Origin of the sequence: Ruegeria sp. HKCCD7255 (assembly GCF_013031565.1) — a bacterium.
Lineage (GTDB): Bacteria > Pseudomonadota > Alphaproteobacteria > Rhodobacterales > Rhodobacteraceae > Ruegeria.
In genome coordinates this window covers 104,911-131,408 of record NZ_WQAG01000013.1, presented here as the reverse complement: position 1 = coordinate 131,408, position 26,498 = coordinate 104,911, and the positions used below count along the sequence as shown (strand labels likewise).

Sequence of the window (26,498 nt, the reverse complement as noted above, 5' to 3'; positions counted from 1 at the left end):
TCTGGAACGGGCCTGTCGGTGGTCTTAGTTCGCAGCGTCGAGATCGTAGAACAGCTCGATAAGGCGATCATAGTTATCGATGCCGCCGGGCTGCTCGGCCATCAGGCCCTTCATACGCTCCCATGTCTTTTCGCGGGCCGCGGCAAGGTAGTTTGCCTTTGCCTCCCCTTCCAGCGTGACAACCGTCATGCCTGCAGCGTCCAGGGCCGCAAAGTCTTCGTCGCGTTTGCTGCGCAGGGCTTCAACACTGTCCTTTTCGTGTTGGATCGCAACGTCTTGCAGGATCGTGCGCGCCTCGTCAGACAGCGAGTTCCAGCGGTCGAGATTCACGATGACGCCGAGATCAGTCGAGAAGAAGCACGGTTCGATGCGATAGTTCAGGAATTCGTTCCACTTCAGGTCGATCAAGCCGATCTGGGTCCAGCCTGTCGCATCAACGACGCCACGCTGCAGGGCCGAGTAGACCTCGCCCGTGGGCAGGTCGATTACTTGCGCACCAAGGTAATTGGTGAAGAAAGCGTTGTAGACGTTGTTGCCGCGCAGCTTCAACCCTTCGACTTCAAGATTGCCGTCAGCATCGAAACTGGGCTCGTTACGGGTCCAAAGGTTGTAGCAGACGCCGCTGTCGAACCAGCCGAGGTATTTCAGGCCCATTTTATCCTGATGGATCTGGTCGATCAGTTCCGTTCCGCCATTTTCGCGGGTTTCGATCGCGGTCAGGTTCGACGCGACCATCGCATCTTTCTCGGGCAGAGCGCCACCGTAGAACGAGCCCGGCGTGTAAACCATGTCAACGATCCCGTCGCGCACCGCATCGGGCTGTTGGAACATGCCAATTGCTTCCGGCCCGCCCCGTACGTCGATCTGAATGACCCCTTTGCCCGCTTCGTTTACCTTGTCGACAAAGTCCAGAAAGCTTTGGGTATAGATCAGCGTTTCGGGAAAGGCGTGAACCGCCGAGATCGTTTCTTCGGCTTTGGCCGTTCCGGCGACGATCACGGCCCCTGCCAAAAGGCCAGCCAATGCGTTCATCTTCATAGTTATTCCTCCACGTGTTTCAGGGGCATTTTCCTGGTTTCCCCTAATTTCAGGTCTCTTGACCCGTATTGCGTCGTCTTTGCGCGACTTGTCCTAATCCGGTTTGTTCGGCCAGGCCCATGGGGCGGCCTTGTTGCGGTTATCCCTATGAGCATTGATCGCCTGCGTATGTTGCTGGGTCAGATCGATGTCGTCCCAGCCGTTGATCAGCTTCACACGCCATCCTTCGTCCAGCTCAAAGGTCGCTGTTATGTCCCCGAGGGTCAGGCGGTTCTCGGTCAGATCAATCGACGCAAGGTATGGGGCATCTTTCAGCGCCTGCTGCAGTTGCGCCACCTTCTCAGCGTCGACACGAGCGGGCAGCAGGCCGTTGTTGATGGCGTTGTTGGCGAAGATGTCGCCGAAACTGGGTGCGATGACCGCGCGAATGCCTGCGTCGACCAGCGCATAAACTGCTGCCTCGCGCGACGAGCCGCTGCCAAAGTTATGCCCGGCGACCAGAATGCTGATCCCCTCGTGGCGGTTCAGCGGAAAATCCGCAGAAAGCTGTTCATTGTGGTCGCGCCGCATGTCGTGCAACAGATAGCAGCCATACCCCTCACTACGCGGGACTGACATGAAACGCGCCGGGATCAGCTGGTCCGTGTCGATGTTATCGAACGCCAATGCCAGGGCCTGCCCCTGTTGAGTGCTCCACCCCGCCATCACGCCGCCCTGCCCTGCAAAAGCGGCCTTACGTCCGTAATTGTACCCGTTACGGCCGCTGCGGCGACCATCGCCGGGGACATCAAATGCGTTCGCGCGCCGCGCCCCTGACGTCCGCGGAAATTGCGGTTGGTTGAGGATGCGCAGCGCTTGCCCTCGGCCACAACGTCGCCATTCATGCCAACGCACATAGAGCAACCTGACGCGGCCCACTCTAACCCGGCATCTTGGAATATCCTGTCCAACCCTTCGGCTTCGGCCTGCGCCTTTACCCGCGCTGAACCGGGCGCGACAAGCCCCGGCACACGCGCCTGGCGCCCAGACAACACCAAAGCGGCCTCGCGAAGATCTTCAATCCGCCCATTCGTGCATGAGCCGATAAACACCTGATCCACCGTGATACCGTCCAAAGGCTGCCCCGGCCTCAACGCCATGTACTCCAAAGCTTCTTGTGCTGAATTTGACTTTGCTGGATCAGTGGCGTCTGGACTGGGGATGTTGGCTGTTATGGGCAGGGCCTGTTCCGGGCTGGTGCCCCACGTCACGGTTGGTGCGATGTCAGCTGCGCTCAGCTTAACCTCGTGTTCGAAAACGGCCCCCTCGTCCGTGATCAGGCCGCGCCACGCCTGTTGCGCTCTTTGCAGATCTGCGCCCGAAGGCGCGTATTCGCGTCCTTCAAGATAGGCAAACGTGACCTCATCCGGCGCAACCATGCCAAACCGCGCCCCGCCTTCGATTGAGAGGTTGCACAGTGTCATGCGCCCCTCCATCGACAGATTCCGAATTGTCTGTCCTGCATACTCAATCGCGTGGCCCTGCGCACCGCCGCTGCCCAATTGCGCTATCCAGTTCAGGGCGATGTCCTTGGCAGTGACGCCAAATCCCAAGCGACCTTCGACGCTTATTCGCATGGCCTTGGGTTTTCGCTGCCAGACCGTCTGCGTCGCCAACACATGCGCAACCTCTGTAGCCCCGATCCCGAAAGCCAATGCGCCAAATGCCCCGTGAGTGGATGTGTGGCTGTCCCCGCAATTGATAAGCAGCCCGGGCAATGTCAGACCCAACTCGGGCCCGATTACGTGAACGATGCCTTGCGACGGGTCGCTGAGATCGAAAAGTCTGATGTTGTGGTCCGACGCGTTGTTCCGCAAGGTTTCGATCATCCGGGCGATCTTTGGATCGGCAATCCGGTCTCGGTTTCTCGTGGGCGCGTAATGATCTGCAACCGCAAAGGTGAGAGCAGGTTCAGCCACGGATAAGCCGCGCTCTGCCAGCTTGGCAAAGGCATGATGCGACCCTTCATGCACTAAGTGGCGGTCAACCCAAAGCAGCGACACACCATCCTCGCGCCTCAGAACCTCGTGCGAGGCCCAGAGTTTGTCGAGCATGGTGCGCGGTGCGCTCATTTCCCGGTCTCCTCGCTGCGTCCGATCGCGGGCTCCCAATGCCGGGATGAACCGGTTCCCACACGCGCCAAAGGCATCTCGAGCCGAAACATGTCAGAACGATAGAGGCCAGAAAGATACTCGACCCCATTTCCTTCGACATCGCGAACGATGCGCTTAAGCGATAGCAGAGCTGAGCCGACAGCAACGCCCAATGCCTCAGCCACGTCAGGCCCCGCCAACGTTGCGGAAACGGTCTGATGCGCCTGCTCAATCTGCACGCCACTGCGTTCCAGAAGTTTGAACAGCGGTGTCGTGGCGAGGTCGCTTTCCGAGTAGTTCTGCGCAATCACAGCCGGCACATAGGTCGTCAGATGCGAAAACGGGACGTCATCAGTCAGACGCACCCGCGTTGCGATCTGCACCTGATGGTCGCTCGGAAGCCCCATGGCCTTCGCCACCACCTCTGGAGCTTTGCCGTAAGAAAAGGACAATAGCCGCGCGGTTGTGCTCTGCCCCATTTCGACCAGCTGCGGCATGAGCGTATTGAAATCCATCGCTGCGGGTGCACCGAGGGTGGACTGGCCTGAAACCCGGGTACCACTACCCGCCTGACGCTCGATCAGGCCATTGCGTGAAAGCGCGTCCAGCGCCCGTCGTATTGTCACTCGCGATACACTGAATTTCTTGGCCAGCCGCTGCTCACCGGGCAGGGTTTCCCCCGCCGAAAGCTGTCCTTCGGTGATTTGATCGTGCAGATGCAGGTAGACGCGTTGCGCCTTGGTCCCGTCCGGTAGATTGACCGCGTTGATCCTGTTCACCCGTTGATTCCCCCTTCACAGCACCTTCAATCGTAAAACCGGAACTTGAAAAATCAAGCTTTAGTATTATTGCTTCTCGAAAAATAGTCTTACAATTATTTATCAACCTGTATTACAGATAATACAATAATCGGAGGAGCTTTTGCATGCCGATCGTCGAATTGCATGTGATCGAGGGCTATAGCGCGCAAGAAAAACAACGACTTGGCGTGGCGCTGACCAATGCTGTGCGATTCGTAGTGCCTGCTGCGACAGAGCTTGTGACCGTCGTGATCCACGATATTTCAGACCAGAACTACTATCGCGGCGGCAAGAGCAGACATCCTGCTCGGGCCAAACAAGACCCCGAGCACATCGTGCGCGCCTTCCTGGCCGAAACGAGTGATCGCGCGTTTGAAAGCGCCCGGAAAAGGCTCAGCTCGGACTTCGTGATGCAGTTTCCCGGAACCGCGCCCATGCGAGATCTTGAGGACCTCAGGAGTTGGGCGGCAAACCGGTATCGCCGTATCGCGAAAACCTACGAGGGGTTCGACGCAATGCAAAGCGATGGCGACGCTGCGATCGTTTACTGCCGGGGAACGTTGTCCGGTGAATGGACCGATGGTTCAGCATTCGAAGGCATTCGCTTCATTGACCGGTTCGAGATTCAGAACGATCTGATCACACGTCAGGATGTCTGGAATGACATTGCAGAAACAAGGGCGCAGGCATGAGCGAGATTGACCCAATTACCCTTTCTGTACTTGCAGGCCGCATGGAACAGATCGCCGACGAAATGGACGCAACCCTATTTCGAGCGGCCTTTAATCCGATCATTGCCGAGGCGCATGACGCCAGCCATGGTCTGTATTCTGCAACAACGGGCGACACTCTTGTTCAGGGTAAGTCCGGGCTGCCGATCTTCGTGGGTGTGATGTCTTTTGCCGTGAAAGCGGTGATTGAAAAGGCCGCGGCTGACGGGGATCTGGAAGACGGCGACATCTATATCTTCAACGATGCACATATCGGCGGAACACATTTGTCTGATATGCGTTTGGTGCGTCCCTATTTCCGTGATGGCAAGTTGTTCTGCTATCTCGCGTCGGTTGGGCACTGGCATGACGTAGGCGGTGCGGTGCCGGGAAACTACAACCCCGCTGCGACCGAAGTTTTCCAGGAAGCCTTTGTTCTGCCGCCGGTAAAACTGGCGCGCAAAGGAGAGGTTAGCCAGGACATTATTGACATTCTGCTGCGTAATACCCGCCTACCTCAATCAGCGATGGGGGATTTGAACGGACAACTGGGTGCACTGGATCTTGGGGTCCGTAGGATGGACGAGTTACTGGACGAATATGATGCCGAAACAGTCTCAGCCGCTCTTGAGGCGCTCAGCGATCGGGCCGAGGTGCTTATGCGATCTGAGTTGCAGGACTTGCCGGACGGTCGGTGGGAAGCCGAAGACTTCCTGGACAATGACGGTATCACAGACGATCCGCTTCGCATCAAACTGGCTCTTGAGATCAAACGCGATCAAATGGTGCTTGATTTCACGGGTTCGTCTCCGCAATGCGCCGGGCCTGTGAACATCGCCCTCCCCACGACCGTTGCAACCGCCTATGTGGCTGTTAAACACGTTTTTCCGGCGCTGCCTGCCAACGCCGGCGTGATGCGTCCCATCGAAGTTATCGTGCCCGAAGACAGTCTATTGGCGGCAGAGTTCCCTGCCCCGACAGGTGGATACACAGAAACCATTCTGCGAATGATCGATGTTGTATTCTCTGCCTTCGCCAACGCCGCACCGGATCGGGTTGTCGCCAACGCTTATGGGACAATCAATGCGCTTTCTATCGCCGGAAAACGCTCAAACGGACAGCCATGGGTGATGTTCAGCTTTTATGGTGGGGGGCACGGCGGCTCGGTCGAGAGCGACGGGCTGAACCACGGTAACGCTCCGATCTCGACGGCGACGATCCCGCCGATGGAAATTCTTGAAGCCGCCTATCCGGTCATGTTCCGCCAGTGGGCTCTGCGCCCCGACAGCGCAGGTACAGGTGCGCATCGCGGGGGGCTTGGGGCTGTCTATGAAATTGAAGTTCTGGAGGAAAACGGCGCTCAGGCGTTTCTGTTCGGCGAACGCGGCAAGTTCGCGCCGAAAGGTATCGCCGACGGTGGAGACGGGGCCATGAATTTCTTCACGTATGAACAAGACGATGGGTGGAAGGCACCGCCACTGGTTTCAAAAATGAGAGGGATCGAATTGAAACAAGGACAAGCGGTTCGCCTTGAAACACCCGGCGGTGGCGGCTATGGCGCTGCGGGCCACCGCGCTCCTGCAGCGATCGCCAAAGATGTGGCTCGGGGTCTTGTGAGTGCAGAACAGGCGGATCAGGTCTACGGCACCACATGGCGGGAGGTTGCGCCATGACCGGACGTATGATCGGCGTGGATGTGGGGGGCACGTTCACGGATGTTTTTGTTCTGAACGAAGCAGACGGGAGCGCAACCGTCGCCAAGGTTCCAACCACACGCCCGGATCAATCAGGTGGATTCCTGGACGGGATCGGGCGCGAGGTCGACGATCTGTCCGAGATCTCAGTAGTGGTACACGGCACCACGGCGGGCACAAATGCTCTGCTGGAACGCAAAGGGGCCAAGACAGGTGTGATCTGTACTGCAGGTCTGCGGGACGTCTTGGAGATGCGCCGAAGGGACCGGCCGCGCACTTGGGGATTGCGCGGCGATTTCGAACCCGTTGTGGATCGCCGCGACCGTCTGGAGGTGCCGGAACGTACACTGGCGGATGGCACCATTCGCACACCTGTCGATCTGGTTGCCGTGCGCAAAGCGGCGGAGCAATTGCAAGAGCAAGGATGCGAAGCCATCGCAATCCTGTTCGCCAATGCCTATGCCAACCCTGAAAACGAAGCCGCCGCTGTCGCCGCCGTACGCGAGATTTGGCCGAACCCGCATGTGTCAGCCTCGTCAGAAATCCTACCGGAAATTCGTGAATTCGAACGGTTCTCTACCACGGCGCTGAATGCCTATCTGCAACCCGAAGTCTCAGGCTATCTTACCCGCCTGGAAAACGCTCTGCAATCCGGCGGGTTCGATGGCGAGTTCATGATCGTGCAATCCAATGGCGGGGTCATGGGGGTCAACACCGCGTCCCGCCTTCCGGTGCGTACGGCACTGTCGGGTCCGGCGGCGGGTGTGATTGCTGCAGGCTACATTGCACATTCTGCTGGCTTCGACAATGTGATCACGGGGGATATGGGTGGCACCAGTTTTGATGTCTCGCTGATATCACAGGGGCAGACGATGTTGTCAGCCCAGACCTCCATCGATTTTGGGATGGTTGTGCGCAGCCCGATGATCGAAATAACAACAATCGGAGCAGGCGGAGGGTCAATCGCCTGGGTTGATAAGGGTGGATTGTTAAATATCGGCCCTGAAAGCGCTGGATCAAATCCCGGTCCTGTTGCCTACGGTCTGGGAAATGATCGCCCGACGGTGACAGATGCCAATGTCGTGTTGGGTCGCATCGATCCGGACAACCCAATCGGTGGCAAACTGGAAAGGTTGGATGTGGAGGCCGCTGGCAAAGCAATCGACATCCACGTCGGCGAACCGCTCGGTTTGTCCAGGCTTGAGGCCGCCGAGGCTATCCTGCGCGTCGCCAATTCCCGTATGGCCGGAGCGATCCGTCTTGTAAGCATCGAGCGCGGCTTTGACCCCAAACGTTTTGCCTTTATGCCGTTCGGCGGTGGCGGAGCTTTGCACGCAGGAGCTATGCTGGCCGAAGTGGGGATCGCCCGCGCAATCGTTCCGCGTTATCCGGGTGTCACCTCGGCACTAGGTTGTGTGATCGCCGACATGCGGCAAGATTTTGTACAGACGATCAACACACTGGTCACGCAGTTGGACAAAGCTGCTTTGGGCGCGTTCATGCAAGAGCACGTGGACCAGGGTATGGCGCTGCTTGACGCATCGCGGACCACCTTCGACAAGCGTGAGATCTCATTCGAGCTGGACATGGCCTATGTCGGTCAAACGCATACCGTGCCGGTGGCGCTGACTGTTACGATGACAGATGGCAAGGTTACACCACCCAGCAAAGCCGAAATCGAAGAGGCCTTCGATACGGCCTATCAAGCCACCTATGGAAGACTGCTGAAAAACGGCGTGCGGCGCATATTGAATCTGCGTAGTGCTGTAACGGGCAAGCGACCGAAATTCGATCTTTCTTCACTTGCTCCGGCAACAGAAGGCAGTGCCACGCCCTCGTCGACGCGGAAAGTTCACTTCGGAGATGCCTGGCATGACACAGCCATCTATGATCGCTTGTCGCTTCCGGTTGGCACGTTAGTAAAAGGTCCAGCCATTCTGACCCAACCGGACACAACCGTCCTGATCGAACCGGATTTTCAAGGGCGCGTGGACTCCTTTGGCAACACGATTATCGAACCACGGGAGGACGACTGAATGAGCGAACCAGAAACCTGGAATCCGCGCCAGACAGCGCTGCTGACCATCGATCTTCAGAACGACTTTATTCATCCTGACGGAGCTTATGGCCGGGCTGGCCAGTCGGCGCAAGAAATCGCGGCCCTTCCCGCACGCATCGCGCCCTTAGCGCGAAAGTTGCAAGCCGCGGGCGGACGCTATTTTTCGGCGCAGTTCACACTTGTACCCGACCAGGACGGTGAGCCATTGATTGCGCCACACCTGAAGAACTTGCGTCCGTTCCTGACCAAGGGCGACTTCGCGCCGGGCGGGTTTGGTCACAGTTTGGTCGATACGTTGCAACCCTGCGATTTCGTCATCGAAAAGGTTGCCTACTCTGCCTTCTATCAGACTCGGCTGGAATATCTGATGCGCGCTTTGGGTATCGAGAACCTGATCGTTGGGGGCATCGTGACCAATGGCGGCGTTGCCTCAACTCTGCGCGATGCGCATTTGCGGGATATCGACACCGTTATGCTGACAGACGGATGTGCCGCCTTTCGGCAAGAGGTTCATGACGCAACACTCCTCTCACTGGGCACCGTCACGCATCAGCGAAGTTGCGATCAAATATTGAACTGGTTGGAGGGAGTCAAATGAGCCTTAAATCCCGACTGGCAAAGAAAAAAATTCTGGTTGCACCGGGCGTGTATGACGGTTTGACGGCTTCGCTGGCTGAAAAAGCTGGCTTCGAGGCGCTATATCTGAGCGGCGCGGCTGTTGCCTACACGCGACTTGGCCGTCCCGATATCGGGCTATCCACGGCGTCTGAGATGGCGGACACGATGACGCTGATTGCCGATCGGGTCTCGTTACCCGTTATCATCGACGCCGATACCGGCTTTGGAAACGCATTGAACGCTCAGCGTACCATGCGACTATATGAGCGAGCCGGTGCGTCCGCACTGCAAGTCGAAGATCAAACCTTTCCGAAGCGCTGCGGTCATCTGTCGGACAAATCCCTTATCCCGAAGCAGGAAATGGCTGGAAAGATAGCAGCGATGGCCGACGCGCGCGCCAGAAGTGACATGCTAATCATTGCCCGCACGGACGCCATCGCCGTTGAGGGTTTCAGCGCAGCTATCGAGCGCGCAGAAACATATCTTGAAGCTGGTGCGGATGTACTCTTCCTCGAAGCTCCGCAAAGCCGCGACCAGCTGACGTCCATCGCTGACCAGTTTGCCCCACGCGTTCCCCTGTTGGCGAACATGGTCGAAGGTGGCGCGACCCCGATACTTGGTGCTAACGATCTAGAGGCTCAGGGTTATTCCATCGTCATTTTCCCCGGCGGGATCGTCCGGGCTTTGGCCAAAACCGCTCAGGCCTATTATCAGAGCCTGGCAGAGAATGGCTCGAACAAGCCCTTCGCACAGAACATGTTCGACTTCGGCGGTCTGAACGAAGTCATCGGAACCGCCGAGATGCTCGATGCCGGGGCCCGCTATGATGACGCCAAAGGTTGAGAGTGTTGCACCCGATCGGTTTGATCTGAAGACCGGTACCCTGATCATCGGCGCAGGGGCTTGCGGTCTGGTCGCGGCCCTGTCGGCGTCGGAGGCGGGACAGGACGTGCTGGTGATCGAAGCCGATCCGGTTCCAAGCGGTTCAACCGCGTTGTCCGCCGGGTTGATCCCTGCTTCTGGCACAAAAGTTCAACAAGCCGCGGGGATCATGGACAATGCGGTACTCTTTGCCAGCGACATTCAGTCGAAGGCCCACAGCGAAAACGATCAAGCGCTGGTCGATTTGTTGACCAGCAATGCCGCGGAAGTAATCGACTGGCTGTCTGAACGCCACGCCCTGCCCTTCTCGGTTGTCGCGGATTTTGACTACCCCGGTCACTCGCGCCGTCGGATGCACGGGCTGCCGACACGCTCGGGACAAGAGTTGATCGACGCGCTTCGCAGCGCCTGCGAGCGAGAAGGTTTGGACATCATCTGCAATCGCCGCGCGACAACGCTCTATCGGGATCAGGGCCAGATTTCAGGTGTTGCCGTAACAGGCCCGGACGCAACAGTGGAAACCGTTGCCTGCGACCGGCTTATCCTTGCCTGCAACGGTTTTGGTGGCAACCCCGCCCTCGTTTCCGAGCATATGCCGCAAATCGAAGATGCATTGTGGTTCGGGCATAGCGGTAACCGAGGCGAGGCTGTTCTGTGGGCAGAGGGGCTGGGTGCCGGGCTGCAAAACCTGGGGGCATACCAAGGCCATGGTAATGTCGCGCACCCAAATGGAATCCTGATAACCTGGGCGGTGATTACCGAAGGCGGCATACAGGTGAACCGCGACGGTCATCGTTTCTGGGACGAGTCACAAGGCTATTCTGAGGCCGCCCGCGCGGTGCTGGCGCAGCCCGACGGAGAAGCCTTCGCCATCTTTGACTGCCGCATTGCTGCCGTTGCGCGCCAGTTCGAGGATTTCAAGCGCGCGGAGGAGACAGGTGCGATCCGATCCGCTGATACAATCGAACACCTATCGAAGGCGCTAGGCCTACCATCTTTGGCTTTGGAGCAAACAATACGAGAAATCCCCATTGGCGGCACGGATCAATTCGGCCGGTCTTTCAAACCGCCACCTTTGGCGCCACCTTACATGGGCGTCCGCGTCACAGGAGCCCTATTCCACACCCAAGGCGGTTTGCGCGTTGATTCCTCTGCGCGCGTCCTCAAAGAGGACGGTTCCGCATTCACCAATCTTTATGCAGGCGGCGGCGCGGCTGTTGGTGTGTCGGGCAAAGGGGACAGCGGGTATCTTTCCGGAAATGGCTTGCTGAGTGCCGTTGTGTTGGGTCGCATAGCTGGGTTGAGTGCGTGATGCCAAATTTGTGCATTCTAACTATCGGAACCGGTGGTGTCGTTCTGTCTGGGAGCTAAACGTTCGAAGGCGGTTTGATGGTGTTCGGAAGAATAGGTTGGTCTGAAGGCAATGACATGGTTGCAGAACGCGAAGCAACTGCCAGCCTTGCTCGGCGGTCGAGTTTTCACGAAGACTTGCACACAGTGTCCGCGACTTGGGCGGAACCCGCCGCCGATGGATCAGAAGGCCGGACGACGTAAGATGCGTTCTACCCACTGTGTATATCTGATCACCCAACTTTGACCGTTGACGTTTAGTGGCTTTAGAACCCCGGCTCCCAAACATATAATGCACTTGTGTTTGGTGTAAGATTGCGGCTCAATCTGTGTCGACCGAAACGCCAAAAAAAAACCCAATCGAATTCCCCATCAAGGCTGCTTCTCGCTAACTCAAAGGTAATGCGGGAAGGTCACCTTTGGCTCGAAGTGGACGTTCGCTGCGCCAGACATGAATGACTGATCTGCGGACAAAGCCGCCTTTTGCAACAAACAGAAGCGTTCGTCTCACCAGTGCCAAACAAGCGATCAGCATGGCACGCTCGAAACAAACCCCGCGCCGGACGAGCGAACGGCATGTTCACTGCGTAAGCTGGCGGTGCAGTTCACAGACCGAGAAAAGTAATTTGTATCAGAGGCTTCGGTCTATCACATCCTAAAGTCATCTGACCGGATCACTTGCCAGACCTATGTAGTTCTGTCCGCGGCCGAAGAGTGAAATTATTAGATGACGCGGCCCAACCAGCTCTGAAAGACCTATTTCAAATATTTGGAGGTCTTAGGCTAGGGCTGGATCCATATGTATTGCGCTGAAGAGTTGCAGCTTTCAAAAACCGAAAGCTTCGCAAATATAAGACCTCATATCGCGGGCGCTCGCGCCAGTGCGCAAGTGTCTAACTTGGCGCCAATCAGCACTAAATCAAAACACTCGGACATTTTGTGGCTGGGTCTCTCAAAAACACTGGAGCTACCAAATTACTATACGTAAAACGCTCTTGCGTCTCAGCACTTGCACCCATTTGGACGACCCGAAGAATCGAGGCGCGAAGAACAACAAGACCGTCCACTTTTAGACTTGCAGCAATAAACCTGACCACTTTGAGTAAGAGTTACGATCGGATCGCAATGTGAAATCTTACTAGCGTCAAAGTGCGACCAAGTAGCCACTGAAATAATCAACGGAATCAAAGTCGTCATAGTCAAAACTCCTTACTACTAGTTGGCCGCCAGAGCTTGTGACTGCGAAAGAGATGTTGGAAAGAAGGTCAATATCTCAGCCTTTAACTCTTGCTTCGGGTCTTTATCCGCTGAGCCTTCCAATTCACCACTTTCAACTAACCCCTCCAAAAACGAATCAATTGCTAAAAAAGTTTTTAGCCCAGCAATGCCATCGACATCACCTGCGTCATATCCAAATTTGTTTAAACCTCTTTGTATCGACTTTAGGTTGTCATCTCTTTTGTCGATGACAGCCAAAGGCCTTTCGACATTTTTTTTCAACACAAAGAGGTTGTTCATGTATTGCGCGGTCATAACGTGCAAATATACATCTCCTCCGTGGAAACTTTCGCCAACCCCTACAGCGGCAAATTCACCATCGTCTCTCAACTCCAATCTTTTTATGGGTCGATGGACTCTCATGGGCAAGGCCTCACGGAAATTACCGTCCGCGATCGAAAATCTGAGGACATGCTCCATTGACAAACCGGACACGAAAATCATCGACCCGTCCGAAGTCGCATCCAACAAATTGAAACGCAGCTGTTTATCTTCACCAATTGCTAATTCTTTAAGATTGATGGGTGGAACGCCGCTCTTTCTGATACGAACGGCATCCTCCAACTCTACGAAATCGTAAAGCAGCAAGGTGCCGGCATTTGGTTCCAGAACCAACAGTTGCGTCTTGTGCGATCCGGTTCCGTCTTGATTTGGAACGTTGATCACTTTGTGACGGACATACTCAAATCCCGGAATGCCGCCGGTATTCGAAATGTCATCGCTTGGTGTAATGCACCTCGGTCTGAAGTCGACCGCTGCGTCCAAAGCCTGTTCCAAATTCCCGACTTCAATCTGTGCACCTCTGGTCGTCGATGAGAGATATACAAAGCTGCCACTTAGTTCTGCGATCGAGAATTGGCTAGAAGTGCTACACTTCAGTGATATACTCGGGCGCTCAGTTCCATCTGGAAGCTCTGCGTCGACATAGGCATCCGGCCATACCAAAACATCAAAATCAACGGGCGAAGCAAAATATGCCCAAGCTGCCCCGTCAAATGCCACAGACGTGAATTGTTCGGAAATACTGACTTGGCCATTAGAACTCTGACCGACGATAGTATCGGGGACGCCATAGACATTGAAGTCCAGCAGGGAGCCATCCTCCGCCCGGCGGTACCCAACAATGCGACCGCCTTCCAGTCTGAATTTGTCAGCGTCAAATTTCTGACCCGCTGAAAAAATCAAACCCGACGGGCTCACTTTCACATCAGATACGATCATATCTTTTGTGAAAGACTGTAAGGGTGCGGACGTGCCATCGAGCGAATAGCGATTTATCGTGCCTCCCGTCGCTACGATAAGCTCATTTCTCACGGAGCCTTCGGTTTCGTCCGTCGACTGAATGTCAAAAGCCAAGGCTTCAATACTCAGCAGATTGTAGAGAGTTTTGATACCTTGGTTGGAATCTTGCGCCGCCACAGAAGGCGCAATAATGGAAAGTGCAAGACACTTCGCTGCTAAGACTTTTGTACACATGCCGGTATGTCCGTCGGTGTTTTTGGTTTTGACTGCTCAAGAACAAGTGGTGGTTTGTTGGCGGATTCCGAGTTGGCGCCCGCATTTTGCGCCAGTGTATCTTCTTTGGGATAAACAGTCACCTCTTCTAGCAACTCGGTGATTGATTCTATACCATCGAACTCAAGGCAAGGGATTACTGCTGAATTTGTATCGTAGCCTTCTTCACCAAGAGGCTCTAGGTCGACGAGATAGTGCTTAATCGTTCGTTCGCCGGAAAAGGTGTCCGCTGGTTTAATGACTGCAAGGTAACCGACACCGTTCCAGTATGCGTCGTCGCTCACCCTTCGCAGCGTGCTTTGTTCTGCTTTTAGATTTTTGAGCTTCTCGGTAGCGACTAGAGCCATATCTCTACTTCTGAGAGAATGTAAGTACACACCTCCCAAAACCTCGTCGCTGTCAGAGTTGGCTACTTTGGACTGTTCTACCCGTGCCTCTGTGTGCGAGCTTCCCAAACATCTGTAATGCAAGTCGTTTAAGTTACCTGAATTTCGAGCTTTTTCGAGATCGCTAAGATTGACCAAGCTGTAAAAGTCTTGTTTTTTATAGTTCTGCCTTGAGGTAGAATCTTCTGGCAAAGGCAAAAAAGGTGCAAAGCAAAACTCCATCGATTGGCTGAACGGAGCCACTGCGAAATCGCGTTCGTAACTGAGAGCGAAGTCTGCGCCAAAAGCTCCGCTAGTAACAGTCATCGACCAATTTTCGCGGCTGAGGTGTTGCCGCATTGTATAGACCGCGGGGACGAGTGGCTGATCGGTCAGTCCGGCTTGAACGGCCAAACGTTCCATTTCAGCTTCGATTTCTTGTTGTTTTTGTTTGATATCTTCGGTTTCGCCGAACACAGACCGTAGGTATTCTATAAAGTCATTATTGTCCGTCAGCGTCTTCATTGTCATTTCAGCTACGCTCCCGGTTGACCGTTGTTTCACGGTCAGTCGGTTTACTTCATCTTTCAGCTGTGTGAGATCATATTGCAGGCGATCGAGGCGCCTCGTCTGAAATCGCAACAACTCGGATTGTTGCTCTAGCCGCGTCGCGTTTTCTGAAACGAGTTTGTCAATACGCTCAACACTACTTTCCAAGACTGCGACTCGATGCTCCACGTTGCGGTCAGTACAATCGACCATAATGTCTTTTGGAATAAGCGGTAAGAACGCTTCCGTCAGCGTGACATGGACATGCTTTTTGACCGCTTCAGCATCTTCCCGTTGCGATACCAAACCTATCACCTCGTTTTTATTGTTCAGCACCGGAGCGCCACTGTTTCCCTTCTGAATTATCCATGCGTCACTCGTATTTACGAAGACGGCGGCACCGGTCAGCTTGGATGTAGTGGTCGGGTCATATCTAAGCGTCAATTCTACCGGTGTTTTAGTACCAGTCCTCGGATGGAAAATTATGGCGCGGAACTCTTCTTTAGCGCTCTTTGGCTTGCACGCACTCAATGCGAAAGGCCGCGTGTCTATCCCGTCGGGGAAATCGATACGCGCTGCATCTACTGTTTGGATCGGAGAACTGGCTGCAAATCCACCTGGAAAGCGATCCACGTCATTGTTCGCGGAGTTCCTTTCTTTAGAAGTCACAGCAGAGATTTTTCGCTCAGGCGACATAAGTTGCATAAATTTTTGTTCAAAGCTGAATGGATCACCAACGACATGATGAGCCGTCATCAAGGTGTTCCGACCTATCGCAAATGCTGTCCCCGCCTCGCTATACGTTCCGCCGCCACGCAGATCGCCAGAGACGTTAACCAAAAACAATTGGTGAATACCAATATCCAATGGCCACACCGACGACTCTGCCTCATCTTCGTGGTTCTCGGCACTCGCCGCAGCCCCACCAAAAACTAAGAACAAGGCAAGTATAAATTGTGCCATTCGCATCATTTTTCCTGATCCATCACATAGATGACTTCTCGCATCAGTTCGTTGCCGTCTGAAGAGGCAACGAGCGCATAGACACCTGTTGTTTCTGGTGCGTTGAGTTCCGCTTGAAAAACCGCAGTGCCATTGGCCAACAAATTGGGGTCGGCAATTTTTGCGCTGACTTGTGAGGTACTTGCCTCGCCCGCATAAGCCTCAAAAGAAAAAACCACGTCCAGTTGACTTGCACTCTGTCGGTCAAAGCGAAAGGCTGAAAACTCAGACATGGACAGGTTAACCTGAAGACTTGCGCCTTCGCGGATGAACTGTGTGGAAGCGCCAAACTCAATCGTTTCCACATGACCACCCGCGAAGAGAATGGTGTTGTTACTAACGAGGGTCGGTCTATCGATGATTGGATCTACAACCATGTGTTTAAGGTGCTCTGCAACTGCTGGGCTGCCGACGATGAATGCATGCTTGGACCGCGAAGCATAGTTAAGACTTCCATCTTCTGACGCTGCGCTCCATTCGATTACTGTCCCATCGCCCCTCACGGTCGAGCGGAACTCGATCATGTCACCGTCGCCCTCGCTGTTGTGGTTAATGTAAACAGTGTCGTAGGAGTCCCCGACGTATCGACCAACTATTACGTAATGCGACTGCACAGAGTCCGGCACACCTGCGTCGATGACCTGATCAATCAACGCTCTGTTATTCAATCCGATCTCCACAACCTTCTTTTTCAGCTTACAGTTGTTGTAAGGGCAATTGCTCAATCCAAAACCGAGGATTTTCTCAAGCCAAAACTCCCTGTTCAGCGGCTCAACCTCCTTATTGGGTAGTTCACCACGAGGATTGATCCCCGTATTTTCCTGTTTTCCAAGTGCGCAGCATCCATCGTAAGTCGGCGCCAGCTCCCAAGGGGAAACGAAAGACAAGATGATGTTCTGTATTGGGCGTTTCCCTCCCAAAAAAACGTCTGTGACAAGCCCCCATCCTTCCGCAAACGTGGCAGCCACGTTGACGGAACCTCTGTGTGGAACTGCAATTTCAACAAAGGTATGCAGCCTGTCAGCCTCACTATATGAAGCGTTCAGTACATCCGATGGCCATATGCCCTTAGACAAGTGTCCATACAAAGCGGAGCACAACGAACGGAGTTCAGTGCTCGTTAAATCAATCGTTGTTGTAGGATCTGTACAGACATCTCTGGGCCGAACTTCGTTCAGAAAAATGCGGGTTATTAAGCCGCCCATACTGTGCGCGACAAGGTCATATTGTTCACCATCGGGCACTTTTTCCTTGATAAAATCATTTAGGTGTTTGGCATTCGCAAAGTTTGAGCGTCTCCAGTCGTATTTGAAGACGAACAGATTGTCGCCTTCTGTGTACTTTGCCTTTCCTCTAAGTTCCGGTGTGATGGCAGGGCCTGTTTGCACTTTAGTAAGTTCGTCGATGAGTGGCCCGTATAGCCCTATCGAAAACGCGCCAAAGACAAGTGGAATCTCGCGCAGAACATCCGTTGCGGCGAGATCTTCGGGGTCACTTCCAACAGGTAAAAGATTTAGACGGGTGAACTGCTTTCGGGTTATTGAGTTTGCCTTGCCCCAAACGGGATTTCCCGCTTCATCAGATAGCACTGAACCGAATATGCCCGGCACTACGATGAGATTTCTATTTTGGTTCGCAGAAACGGGCATAGCGCCAAAAGCCGCGAAGCTAAGTAGTAAATAAATTCTAAAAAAAGAAAGCAAACTATACTCCCTAAACGCCTATTGTCGTAAATGGCAACAGATTAAGGCGAGCCAAACAATTTAGACAAGGAAAATATTCAACTATAGCCATTACCAGCGATGAGCCAAGCTCAACCGTTGCTGTGAGAGATCCGCCCGAATGTTCTTCCAGCCGCTCGGCCTAGTAGTCGTACATACACATCGACTTGTAACTTACGAACTCAATTGTTTGCAAATATGCCTTCAGTGTTTTCCAATTTGGTTGTCGTGGCTCCGCTGCTAACCAGAACTTGCAGATGGTATGGCGTCTATTATCAGAACGAGAAAGACCCTGGGTAGCTTCTTGTGGCGAGCGAAAGGTCCACCGCATCGGCCCTACCTAGAAACGTGCATAAGCGGTAGATTGTCGAGATCGGAAACCATTGGACCTTGGAGCGGCAAGACGGTGTTGCCGCGAGATCTTAAATTGCGCCAGCGCGGCCATCCGCGCACACTTCTCGCCCCAAGAACCGCGCTTCTTTTCGTTCGAACATATACTATACTTGCGGAACAGCATCAATTTTTGAGGTGATTTTCAAATGATTACTACATCATTTATGACCCGGAGCATCGTATCTTTTTCATTATTCACTGCCATGCAAAACCTTGTTCCCTGCGATGCCTTCGCTGAGACCATCAACATTGTAAACTGGAATGTTGAACAAGGCAGTGTTGAGAATGTTATTCGTCGTAAAGAGGACTTTGAGCAAGCCGCTAATGACGCGACAGGTTTCGGAACACCAGACATCCTCATCTTGCAGGAGATCAACTCGGTTGCTTCTGCTCAAGAAATTGCAAGCAATATGGGCATGGCAAACCCGCATGTTGTCGTAAGTGACTTCGGCAAAGATTCTGAAGTGATATTTTTCGGATTGGAGGTTGCCGTTGCATCAACAATAACGGTGGTCTCCGTAACTGAATATCAGCATGAGAAGACCACAAGCGGTAGCTTTAATGCGAAGTTCGCGGACGGCCCTTTTTGGGTGAAACCTGACAGATCCATCGAGCTACTTGGCGACGATGCAATTGCAGACATTGAAGTGCCTGAAGGAATTTTGCCTGAACACTCAAGCGGCGCCCCCAGAAACATGCGGGTAACGCGCGGGTTGCTCAGGGTAGAACTAGAAAATGGTCTCATTATCTACCCTGTTCATTTTAAGTCCAATAACCCCGCGATATGCTTCGAAGTTAATCGGAACTTATCGGACGCTAGAAGAAACTTGAGACGAATCAAGGAAAAGATTCCGAGTTACGAAAATGATATCGATGCTGCGCTGTCTCCCCTCGATGATCTTTACTTGAAGGGGTCAGTTCGCAGTTTGCGAAAACAGGAAAACCAACAAGAGTTGAGAGGTTTTACTGAGTCACACTTGGACAATGCCGTGTCTCGAGAAAATGCTGCAGCAGCGCTTATGTGGCTTGTTGCAAAAGATCTCGAGGACGGCACCAAAACTGTAATCGTAGCGGGTGACTTTAATACTCCTTTAATCGAGCCAGGAAAGGCAGGGACTGATTTGAACATTGAATGTGTTCCCACTCCCTTAGATTGCGAAACAAAAATTGTTCCTGAGACTTGCGAAGCGGGCACAGGTCCTGACGGATTTGACGACACCCACTTCATTATGCAAAGCGAAAGTATTTCAGGAGCCTCAATGCGCCCTTTGATCGATCCCAACATTCCGACATATGCCAACGATGGCTTTCAACTTTCGCCAATCGACAATATCTATATTGCCGGACGACTTGCGTCCGCGGAACTACAGGGGGTACGTGTGGGCGAACGCGAACACGTTGTTGACTCGAATGGCGACGTAGTCCCAGGCAAATTCACTGTATTTGGCTCGGATCATTTTCCACTTCAGCTAAAGCTCCCCGGTGCGAATTAGCGGAAATACTAGGTGGGCTATTGGCATTCGCCAATTTACGGCCTGTACCTACAATAAGTGCATTGTCAAATTGCTGCGTTTGAAGACCTCGGTGCGGTTATTCGATCCGATCAGACGAGCAGCTGCTATGCGGACATTGCCGCTTTCTGAATTCTTGCGGCTAAAGGCGCAGTACAGACCTAAAGCAGTCATCAAATTGGAGCGTCACGCAATCTGGGCTCAAGGCTTTCCCGCCAGATGCGCGATCATTTCGCGCGCCTCAGTAGCTCTAAGGTGGTTTTGATCGATGGCAAGGCTGGCCTCGAGTTCCTTTTGTGCCTCGACAGGTTGGTTCGCTAGTTCGTAGGCCATCCCCAAGTGGAACCGCACCAAAGCATCGTTTGGCATGCCGTCTGCAGCCCGTTTCAAAAGTGGCAAGCCCTCTGAAACTCGACCACTCAAGGTTAGAACCCACCCGCGCGTATCTAAGAACGGAGGGGCATCGAGTTCTACAATTTTTTCAATAAGTTCTTCAGCGCGGGCCAATGCTGCGGGGTTGGCACTTTTATGCTCCGCGATGAGGGACGCAAGATTGTTGATGACGATTTGATTTCCTGGTTCGTGTACGTGCGCGGATTCAAGCGCACGGATCGCAGCAAGAAAATCTCCCGCTTTCTCCATGAGGCTTGACGCATAAAGCGTCCAGGGCAAGCTGAACTCCGCGCATATCGGCCCTGAAACAGCCGTTAAAGCTGCTTGGGCACCTGCTTTCTGATCTAGGAGCTGACCGAGACCCATGCGCGCCGAATGCGCGCAGGGCTTCGCTTTAACAAAACGCCGCGATACGTCCTGAGCTTCAGCGACATCTCTAGAAGCCAAAAGGATATTTGCGAGTGCGAGTGTTAGGCCCCCATGGTCATTATTGTGTGCCAAAGCGTCCTTCAGAATGATTTCGATATCTTCTCCTAGTGCCGATGGGGATTGGATCGCTAATCGAGCAAGCGTATTGCAGCTCCTTTCGCCGTGCCCCAAACACCCACCACGCGCGAGAACCGCCGAGTGCCTTTCTGCGACCTCGGACCGACTCTTAGCGTGCACAGCCCAAGCAGTGCTTTCAAAACACGTATCGCCAAGAGATCGCCCGCAAGCATAGATCACCAGCCCGGTGCCCATTTGTGGGTTTCGCGCGCCTCCAATACCTTCAAGCATTCTCACTCCGAGGGCGGCACAACTGCGCATCTCGCCCAAGTCACACCCAAGTTTCAAAAGTGCGGTGACGCGGGCTGCGTCAACCCCAGAAGCTTGTCCCGAGGCATAGAGCGCACCGAGGCTGAAACAGGCAATAGCGATGCTCCCCTGGCAGGCCTTTTCCAAGTCTTCCAATCCCGAAGCATAACTGGTCGCTTCGTGAGGCTCGGAAAGTTTTCGTACGCCTTGCACAAAACACGCCCCCGGACGATCTTCTTCGCAGGTAACTTCTAACGTCGCGTCAGAAATCCTCAGAGCGCCCCCGCTGGCTTCGAGATCAAGAATGAGGCCACAAGCGTCGGTCTCTTCAATCGCGCAGGCGTTTTGTAGAAGCCTATTACCCTCTTCGACTGTCATCTTGAGGACCGCCTGGGCCGTTTGGAAGCACTCTAATGTGAGCCCATCCTCGCATCCTCGCCGAACATAGTTGAGCTTAGATGCGTCTTCTGTGGATAGGCGAGTGATGTAAAAGCATATGCGCTCCCCAGCGGCATGACACAGGAAGTTATCAAAGTGAGTGATGCCCTCTTCGTCTTTGCTCATTGCCAAAAATATCACGAACAGCACGGGCACAAGAACAAAGTACTGTGCGACGCACAAAGTGAGTACTGGGTTTTTGTCTGCCGCGAGCAAAGCGCAAAGCGCACGCCCGTAGCGCTGCTCGGTCAGGGCGATCTTGAACCTTTGCGTCAAAAAAAACGCGAAAGCCACCAAGGACGCCGTGAAGGTGGAGAAAAAGAAAATTGCATAGTGAGAATAGAGGCCCATTACCTCAGTCAGGCTCAAAACCGGTTCATCAAAGTAGAACCGCCATACGTGGATGCTCAACCAAATGATCAACCCCGTTGAAATCACGTCAGTACAGATCCAAGCGGCTTGCCGGATGCCAGTAGATGATCGGGCCATGCGTCCGACAATGAAACGCGTAAGGCGCAATGAGAGATAGTCGGGAACCGCGTTGACCATGACGCCGAGTCCGACCACCCAGACGACGCGCGCATCAGAGTCTTGCCAAAAGGCGCGGGTTTCCAAACCGCTGGACAGCAGGACAGCGAAAAAGACCACTGAGCACACTGAAATAAAAAAGGATTTAAGTATGCCCGTGGGAGAGAAGAAACGCGTTCCGATTGAGCTATCAAAACGCTGCATAAACGCGTGATGCCAAGACGGCATGGCCTTGTAACTGGTCTGAGGCGTGAGAAACTCAGAAAGCCGCTGAGAAAGCGCGATCATCAAGGGAGTGTTGGAAAAAGGCGTCGTGACGGCCATCACGATCGTAAAAACCCCAGTCGCGGCGATGAACGCAAGCGCGAGGGGACCAGAAAAAAGCTCGATCAATTCAGGAAAAGTCATAGCGCAGCACCACGCAGTCCTCGGGCAAACTCGTGCAGGAGGATTCGGGCACGGGTACTTGCTTCGGGCGTAGTGAATATCTCAACGGAAACGCGCTGCCAGGTTCCGTGGACCTGACCGGTGCCGTAACCCTGACAATGAGCGAGCCATTTCGCGGCGGTCAAGGTAGCCGCGGTGCCACAAGTGTTTTCAAACCAAACAAGGGCAATCCGCCTCTGAAATCCGCGCACTAAAACGACCTCGGCTAAGTGCAGCATTTGGTCATTGGCCACAGCGACAATATCAGTACCCATCGCTTCGACTTCCCACTCTCCGCCGATTTCAACAAACTCCAAGGGAAATGCCAAAGCCGCGCTTTCGCCCGAGCGGGACAATCGCGCAAACTCGACGGTCTCAAATGGCAGGTTCTGCACGTAGATGCCCTGCACTTCTATCGAGCCCGCCGAAGTAGAAACATCACTCTCGCCTTGCCAGTCCTGTACTTTGACCCAGGACGACGCCTCCTTTGGTAAGTCTGGCTGCTCTGTCCGAGGTGCCATTGTGCCTGGAGAAATGAACCACGCCGTGGCTGATGCGAGCGCCAAAGGCGCACAGAGTGCTGCGCCCTGTATCAGGCTGCCGGATCGCATCACGTTCATTGCGCCCTGCTTTACGTTTTCGATGTCAAATTCAAAACAATCAGCCAAAGAAGCCTGACTGCCAGAGTATTTGAGTGCGACTTTAAGCAGCAAAAAAAGAAGGCCCAATGAAAAGACAAAAATAAGCCAACCCTCGAGGAAATGCGCGTAGCTTGTGACGTGGGAGGTGCTATCCCGCAGGTAGACAACAACGATGATCAGTGTGACGCGTACGATATTCATAAAAATCGCTAGGGGCGCGGCGATGAAAACAAGCATGAGTTTCACCGCCCAAGGCGCCTTCGCAACGACGGCCATCACGACTGCAAATGACCAAAGAGGTAGGATGTAGCTAAACCCGCTGCAGGACTGTGCCACATGAAGGTACATTCCATTGACATCGATTATGTTGTTTTTCAAAGTGACAGGCACGAACAATGCGTTCGCGATACCCACCGAAGCGACAGCGGTTATGCCCTGAAGAAAAAACTGGATTTTCCAGAAAATCTCCATTGGAAGCGGAAGGGCCAAAAGCAGAGAAAAATAGACCAAGCAAAGCGGCGCAACGCGTCCAGGGACAGCGCGGGTGAGGTGCGCGCCAAAAGCAGTAAAGACGAAAGCCCATGCAGAGAATTCGCCCAAGCGAAAATAGTGAGCCGCGACCGCACCCAACAAAGCCACTATCAACACCGTTGCACCGATCAAAACAGTCGGTCCGTGGGACAGTTGTTTCCTGGGTTCCGCCTCGATCAACAACAAAAGAAATACGAATAGGGCTACGCTCACTGGTCCGTGTGAGTACTCAGGCATCTGCCAGGCGGACAACACTGTCCTAAAGCCTGGTTCAAACAGCGTTATGATGAAAGCTGCTGCGAGAACGAACAACAATACAATCAGGGCACGCCGCTTCATCGTTGGCATATCTTCGTCCTTATCAAATGACTACAACTTGTCAGAGATGCGAGGTTCTGAAAACAGAGAGCGTATTCGTACAACCTGGATGAACTGACCCGCCGAATAATCTAAGACATATTGCTTGGGTTCTCGGACGCCAGCCGCACTATCGCTGCCTGGCGCCAAATGCGTAAGGACAGCAATTAACGGCGAATCGACCTCCGGCGTGCAGAGTAGCGCAGCGTGATGGATTCGATCCCGCAACCCGGTCACGCTTTACACTCACTGTATCTCCTAGACCGCCACCGAACCCACCCATGCCGGTCACCCAGCTTTCCGACACGAAGGCTTTCGAGAAGGCCTCCACGGCTTCATCTTCCGCCAAACGTTCCATGCACCAAGCTTTTGCAAGCTTGTGATCATTGTTGCCGGCCAGTTCATCCCATCTAATTAGCGCTCTGGGGAAATACTCATAGTCGAGAAGTGTTCGATCGCCAGCTGAGGCTACGATCTTTTCCAACGCCATTTTGCGCAATTGATCGGCATCGTCCTTAGTCGTAAGACACCTGTCTTCTGGTTCGGGCGACTTGCCTTCCCGCGGATGGTAATCACGATAGGCAGACTCGGATAGATCAACTAGCCAACCAATGCTGGCCTTCTCAGCGGCTTTGACAATGATGCTCGACCTTTCCGTGAGTGAAGTTCGACCCCAAAGCAATCCCCTCAATGTCCAATGGGTCCTTAGGTTGTTGTTGGCGAGAGCAAATCCACCACGTTCTTGGTCTAACTCTGTGTCAATTTGGTCATGTATGGAAAACAACCCAGACAAGAACGCTTCCGCGTTTTCGATTGGGATGTTTTTCGCATGGGCGTTTAACTCATCTAGCAAAACACTTGCACGTGTCCCTTGCCCGCTTGGCTTAGGCGTCTTGCTTGCTTCCAGCAGGGATGCTGAAACGAAATCCGAGTCAGCGCTGTTTTGTATGACTGAACGTATTTCCGCAGCGCTAATGGTCTCATCCGATAGGGAGAACCGGAAATATGTATCGAAGTGCTTTCGCGAGCATGCGCGACGCTCCCGCTCCCAATCTTGGAAAGAAGATGGGTCATAGCTCATGTTGCCCCAGACGCTGTCGAGTGCAGGGAACAACCGGCGGAGAGCTTGCTTCATCGCCTGACGTTCTTCGCCGTCAAACTCCGAAACAAACAAATCATCATACGTTGAAGCCACTGCTCCATGCTGCTGGTATTGGTGATCTAGTCCACCGTTCGTAAGCCTGTGCTTATTTGCTTTCAGCGCGGCGTAGACTCTCGGCTGTTGCACTCTAAGAGTTTCTAAGGCTAGGAAATCTACCGGGTCGACTTCCCCCGCCACAGCCTGCCAAGAGATCCCTAGAGTGTTCGTGACACGGAGAAGGTCTCTCGGAGAATTGATCTGAGGGGAAACTGCGTCGTGGAATAAGTTCCAGAAATGCCGCGTCTCTGGTGTTTCCTGATCTTTCCAAAGCTCGTTCAAGAACTCCAAAAGGCTTGTGGTGAGACTGGAATGCGGCGGAAGCGGTATGTCAAATCCAGCCTGAACTATCTTTTCAAGATATTGCGGTCCCTCAGAAGGGTACTTTTGCGACACGATGTTCTCCGCAATGTCTCGGTCGTAGGCCAGAAGATACATTACCTTTGGTAGTCGTCCGACCGATTTGACTAGCCGAAAAATGAGTAGCGCTTCATCTGGTGAGAGGCGGTCAATGTCGTCAATGACAATCAATTAGCGCTTGTCGCACTGGACAAGTGCCTCCGAAACTTCAGCATGGAACGATTCAACTGTCTTTTGCTGTTTGATTAGGTCTGCCAATAAGTTCATGCCGCTGGACGCAGCGCCGCCGACACCCGGTGCGGCAATATTTATAGCGGCACCTACAAACGAGCTTGAGCCGCTAAGCACACGCGAACCGAGTTTTGAAACCGCCTCTTTGGCTTTTTCAACGTCCGCTTGGTCCATAACGCTGTATAGTTGGCGAAAAAACTCAAGAGCTAGGGCTTCCTCGCCTTTGAACCACCAGCAATTAAAGTCGAGTACCTCAAGGTCATTCGTCTCCGGTTCGTTCTCAAGGTGGTATTTGACCAAGTTGACTATACTGCTCTTACCCGTACCCCAGGGGCCGTGGATAGCGACAACTGTGCCTTCTGGTTGTTTGTTGTATGCAATTGATGACGCTATTGCTGAGGAAAAGGTATCGAACCCGAATTTATCCTCCTCCGGACTTTCAATTGGTTTGTCGTCGAAATTCTTGCGCTCATTCACTGAAATGGCTTCCTTGGTAGTAATTGTGCTTTTGTCAGTCGCACGGTCCTTTCGGAACCATCTTTTCCAGAAGGGTCGGTGATCTGAACGTCTCTTGAACATAAATCCCATCGTAGCAAAATCGCGTGGTGAATGTGAATGAACTCCCACCGATTGGCGTGGTTTCTTATCGATTGATATGGAGCGAGCAAAGTCTGGTTTGACGGGCTGCGCTGCGGCGTCGCCAGTCTTCGTCTAACGTCCGCAAAGGGTCGTAGGCTGTTCGGTTTGCCTCCTCGGGCAGCACCGGGGCAGCACCGTACTTGATACCCCATGAAACCTCTTAAGACTTAAAGAGCCAGCTAATGTCAAGCAAATCAATTAGTTAATGATATAATTGAAACTCAATGAGACTTGCTGATACCTTAGAGCACTGTCTTCGGGAGGCAGGGGCCGGAGGTTCGAATCCTCTCGCTCCGACCAAAAATCTAAACGTCAACAAATGCTTAGAATATTCTCGCCACATC

Annotated in this window: 16 protein-coding genes and 1 pseudogene; 7 read left to right on the top strand and 10 right to left on the bottom strand. The window is 53.5% G+C overall.

Annotated elements, in window-relative coordinates:
* Nucleotides 1-24: 24 nt before the first annotated feature.
* The 4 genes from dctP to GOX45_RS19350 all read right to left on the bottom strand — a co-directional run bounded on the left by dctP (nt 25) and on the right by GOX45_RS19350 (nt 3,949).
* Nucleotides 25-1,038, bottom strand: a complete 1,014-nt coding sequence (dctP, locus tag GOX45_RS19365) for a TRAP transporter substrate-binding protein DctP (protein ID WP_171103135.1) — start codon at nt 1,036-1,038, stop codon at nt 25-27.
* 93 nt (nt 1,039-1,131) lie between these two features.
* On the bottom strand, nt 1,132-1,743 hold the full coding sequence (gene leuD, locus GOX45_RS19360; protein ID WP_171103133.1) for a 3-isopropylmalate dehydratase small subunit: 612 nt from the start codon (nt 1,741-1,743) through the stop codon (nt 1,132-1,134).
* Complete coding sequence (leuC, locus tag GOX45_RS19355) at nt 1,743-3,149, bottom strand: 3-isopropylmalate dehydratase large subunit (protein ID WP_171103130.1); 1,407 nt, start codon at nt 3,147-3,149, stop codon at nt 1,743-1,745. Before leuC ends, leuD begins: the two co-directional genes overlap by 1 nt.
* Complete coding sequence (locus GOX45_RS19350; protein ID WP_171103128.1) at nt 3,146-3,949, bottom strand: GntR family transcriptional regulator; 804 nt, start codon at nt 3,947-3,949, stop codon at nt 3,146-3,148. The genes leuC and GOX45_RS19350 overlap by 4 nt, the downstream gene beginning before the upstream one ends.
* 146 nt (nt 3,950-4,095) lie before the next feature.
* Here GOX45_RS19350 and GOX45_RS19345 point away from each other — a divergent pair, with 146 nt between their 5' ends.
* Genes GOX45_RS19345 through GOX45_RS19320 form a run of 6 tightly spaced genes read left to right on the top strand, consistent with a single transcriptional unit; the run spans nt 4,096 to nt 11,245 of the window.
* Nucleotides 4,096-4,662, top strand: coding sequence for a tautomerase family protein (locus GOX45_RS19345; RefSeq protein WP_171103126.1), 567 nt, complete (start codon nt 4,096-4,098; stop codon nt 4,660-4,662).
* The gene (locus tag GOX45_RS19340) at nt 4,659-6,353 is read left to right on the top strand and encodes a hydantoinase B/oxoprolinase family protein (RefSeq protein ID WP_171103124.1); all 1,695 of its coding nucleotides are present in this window, start codon (nt 4,659-4,661) and stop codon (nt 6,351-6,353) included. Before GOX45_RS19345 ends, GOX45_RS19340 begins: the two co-directional genes overlap by 4 nt.
* Nucleotides 6,350-8,410, top strand: a complete 2,061-nt coding sequence (locus GOX45_RS19335) for a hydantoinase/oxoprolinase family protein (RefSeq protein WP_171103122.1) — start codon at nt 6,350-6,352, stop codon at nt 8,408-8,410. Before GOX45_RS19340 ends, GOX45_RS19335 begins: the two co-directional genes overlap by 4 nt.
* The gene (locus tag GOX45_RS19330) at nt 8,411-9,031 is read left to right on the top strand and encodes a cysteine hydrolase family protein (RefSeq protein WP_171103120.1); all 621 of its coding nucleotides are present in this window, start codon (nt 8,411-8,413) and stop codon (nt 9,029-9,031) included.
* A complete protein-coding gene (locus GOX45_RS19325) occupies nt 9,028-9,894 on the top strand; it encodes an oxaloacetate decarboxylase (protein ID WP_171103119.1) in 867 nt (288 codons plus the stop codon). Before GOX45_RS19330 ends, GOX45_RS19325 begins: the two co-directional genes overlap by 4 nt.
* Nucleotides 9,875-11,245 (top strand): FAD-dependent oxidoreductase, encoded by a 1,371-nt coding sequence (locus GOX45_RS19320; RefSeq protein WP_371808998.1) that lies wholly within the window; start codon nt 9,875-9,877, stop codon nt 11,243-11,245. The genes GOX45_RS19325 and GOX45_RS19320 overlap by 20 nt, the downstream gene beginning before the upstream one ends.
* 1,253 nt (nt 11,246-12,498) lie before the next feature.
* Here the strand turns inward: GOX45_RS19320 and GOX45_RS19315 are convergent.
* From GOX45_RS19315 to GOX45_RS19305, 3 genes are read right to left on the bottom strand one after another with little or no spacing between them, the layout of a single operon-like run.
* On the bottom strand, nt 12,499-14,037 hold the full coding sequence (locus GOX45_RS19315; RefSeq protein ID WP_171103115.1) for a peptidoglycan-binding domain-containing protein: 1,539 nt from the start codon (nt 14,035-14,037) through the stop codon (nt 12,499-12,501).
* Nucleotides 14,019-15,953 carry a trypsin-like peptidase domain-containing protein gene (locus tag GOX45_RS19310; protein WP_171103112.1) on the bottom strand — a complete coding sequence of 645 codons (1,935 nt, stop codon included), beginning with the start codon at nt 15,951-15,953 and terminating at the stop codon, nt 14,019-14,021. Before GOX45_RS19310 ends, GOX45_RS19315 begins: the two co-directional genes overlap by 19 nt.
* Before the next feature lie 5 nt (nt 15,954-15,958).
* Nucleotides 15,959-17,695, bottom strand: a complete 1,737-nt coding sequence (locus tag GOX45_RS19305) for a hypothetical protein (protein WP_171103111.1) — start codon at nt 17,693-17,695, stop codon at nt 15,959-15,961.
* A gap of 575 nt (nt 17,696-18,270) precedes the next feature.
* Between GOX45_RS19305 and GOX45_RS19300 the strand changes: the two genes are divergently transcribed.
* Nucleotides 18,271-19,599, top strand: a complete 1,329-nt coding sequence (locus GOX45_RS19300) for a hypothetical protein (protein ID WP_217350581.1) — start codon at nt 18,271-18,273, stop codon at nt 19,597-19,599.
* A gap of 219 nt (nt 19,600-19,818) precedes the next feature.
* Here GOX45_RS19300 and GOX45_RS19295 read toward each other — a convergent pair whose 3' ends face one another.
* The 3 genes and pseudogenes from GOX45_RS19295 to GOX45_RS19285 form a co-directional block, all read right to left on the bottom strand.
* Entirely contained in the window at nt 19,819-22,179 is a 2,361-nt protein-coding gene (locus GOX45_RS19295) for a tetratricopeptide repeat protein (protein WP_171103107.1), read from the bottom strand.
* Complete coding sequence (locus tag GOX45_RS19290) at nt 22,176-23,717, bottom strand: exosortase/archaeosortase family protein (protein WP_171103105.1); 1,542 nt, start codon at nt 23,715-23,717, stop codon at nt 22,176-22,178. The genes GOX45_RS19295 and GOX45_RS19290 overlap by 4 nt, the downstream gene beginning before the upstream one ends.
* 139 nt (nt 23,718-23,856) lie before the next feature.
* Nucleotides 23,857-26,094, bottom strand: a pseudogene (locus GOX45_RS19285) (P-loop NTPase fold protein).
* Nucleotides 26,095-26,498 lie beyond the last annotated feature (404 nt).

What these genes read in the sequence shown, in the direction of transcription:
- GOX45_RS19320 (WP_371808998.1), top strand. Translation starts at nt 9,875, where the DNA reads ATGATGACGCCAAAGGTTGAGAGTGTTGCACCCGATCGGTTTGATCTG.
- leuC (WP_171103130.1), bottom strand. Translation starts at nt 3,149, where the DNA reads ATGAGCGCACCGCGCACCATGCTCGACAAACTCTGGGCCTCGCACGAG.
- GOX45_RS19315 (WP_171103115.1), bottom strand. Translation starts at nt 14,037, where the DNA reads ATGTGTACAAAAGTCTTAGCAGCGAAGTGTCTTGCACTTTCCATTATT.
- GOX45_RS19340 (WP_171103124.1), top strand. Translation starts at nt 4,659, where the DNA reads ATGAGCGAGATTGACCCAATTACCCTTTCTGTACTTGCAGGCCGCATG.
- GOX45_RS19330 (WP_171103120.1), top strand. Translation starts at nt 8,411, where the DNA reads ATGAGCGAACCAGAAACCTGGAATCCGCGCCAGACAGCGCTGCTGACC.
- GOX45_RS19300 (WP_217350581.1), top strand. Translation starts at nt 18,271, where the DNA reads ATGACCCGGAGCATCGTATCTTTTTCATTATTCACTGCCATGCAAAAC.
- leuD (WP_171103133.1), bottom strand. Translation starts at nt 1,743, where the DNA reads ATGGCGGGGTGGAGCACTCAACAGGGGCAGGCCCTGGCATTGGCGTTC.
- dctP (WP_171103135.1), bottom strand. Translation starts at nt 1,038, where the DNA reads ATGAAGATGAACGCATTGGCTGGCCTTTTGGCAGGGGCCGTGATCGTC.
- GOX45_RS19335 (WP_171103122.1), top strand. Translation starts at nt 6,350, where the DNA reads ATGACCGGACGTATGATCGGCGTGGATGTGGGGGGCACGTTCACGGAT.
- GOX45_RS19295 (WP_171103107.1), bottom strand. Translation starts at nt 22,179, where the DNA reads ATGACTTTTCCTGAATTGATCGAGCTTTTTTCTGGTCCCCTCGCGCTT.
- GOX45_RS19290 (WP_171103105.1), bottom strand. Translation starts at nt 23,717, where the DNA reads ATGCCAACGATGAAGCGGCGTGCCCTGATTGTATTGTTGTTCGTTCTC.
- GOX45_RS19310 (WP_171103112.1), bottom strand. Translation starts at nt 15,953, where the DNA reads ATGGCACAATTTATACTTGCCTTGTTCTTAGTTTTTGGTGGGGCTGCG.
- GOX45_RS19325 (WP_171103119.1), top strand. Translation starts at nt 9,028, where the DNA reads ATGAGCCTTAAATCCCGACTGGCAAAGAAAAAAATTCTGGTTGCACCG.
- GOX45_RS19345 (WP_171103126.1), top strand. Translation starts at nt 4,096, where the DNA reads ATGCCGATCGTCGAATTGCATGTGATCGAGGGCTATAGCGCGCAAGAA.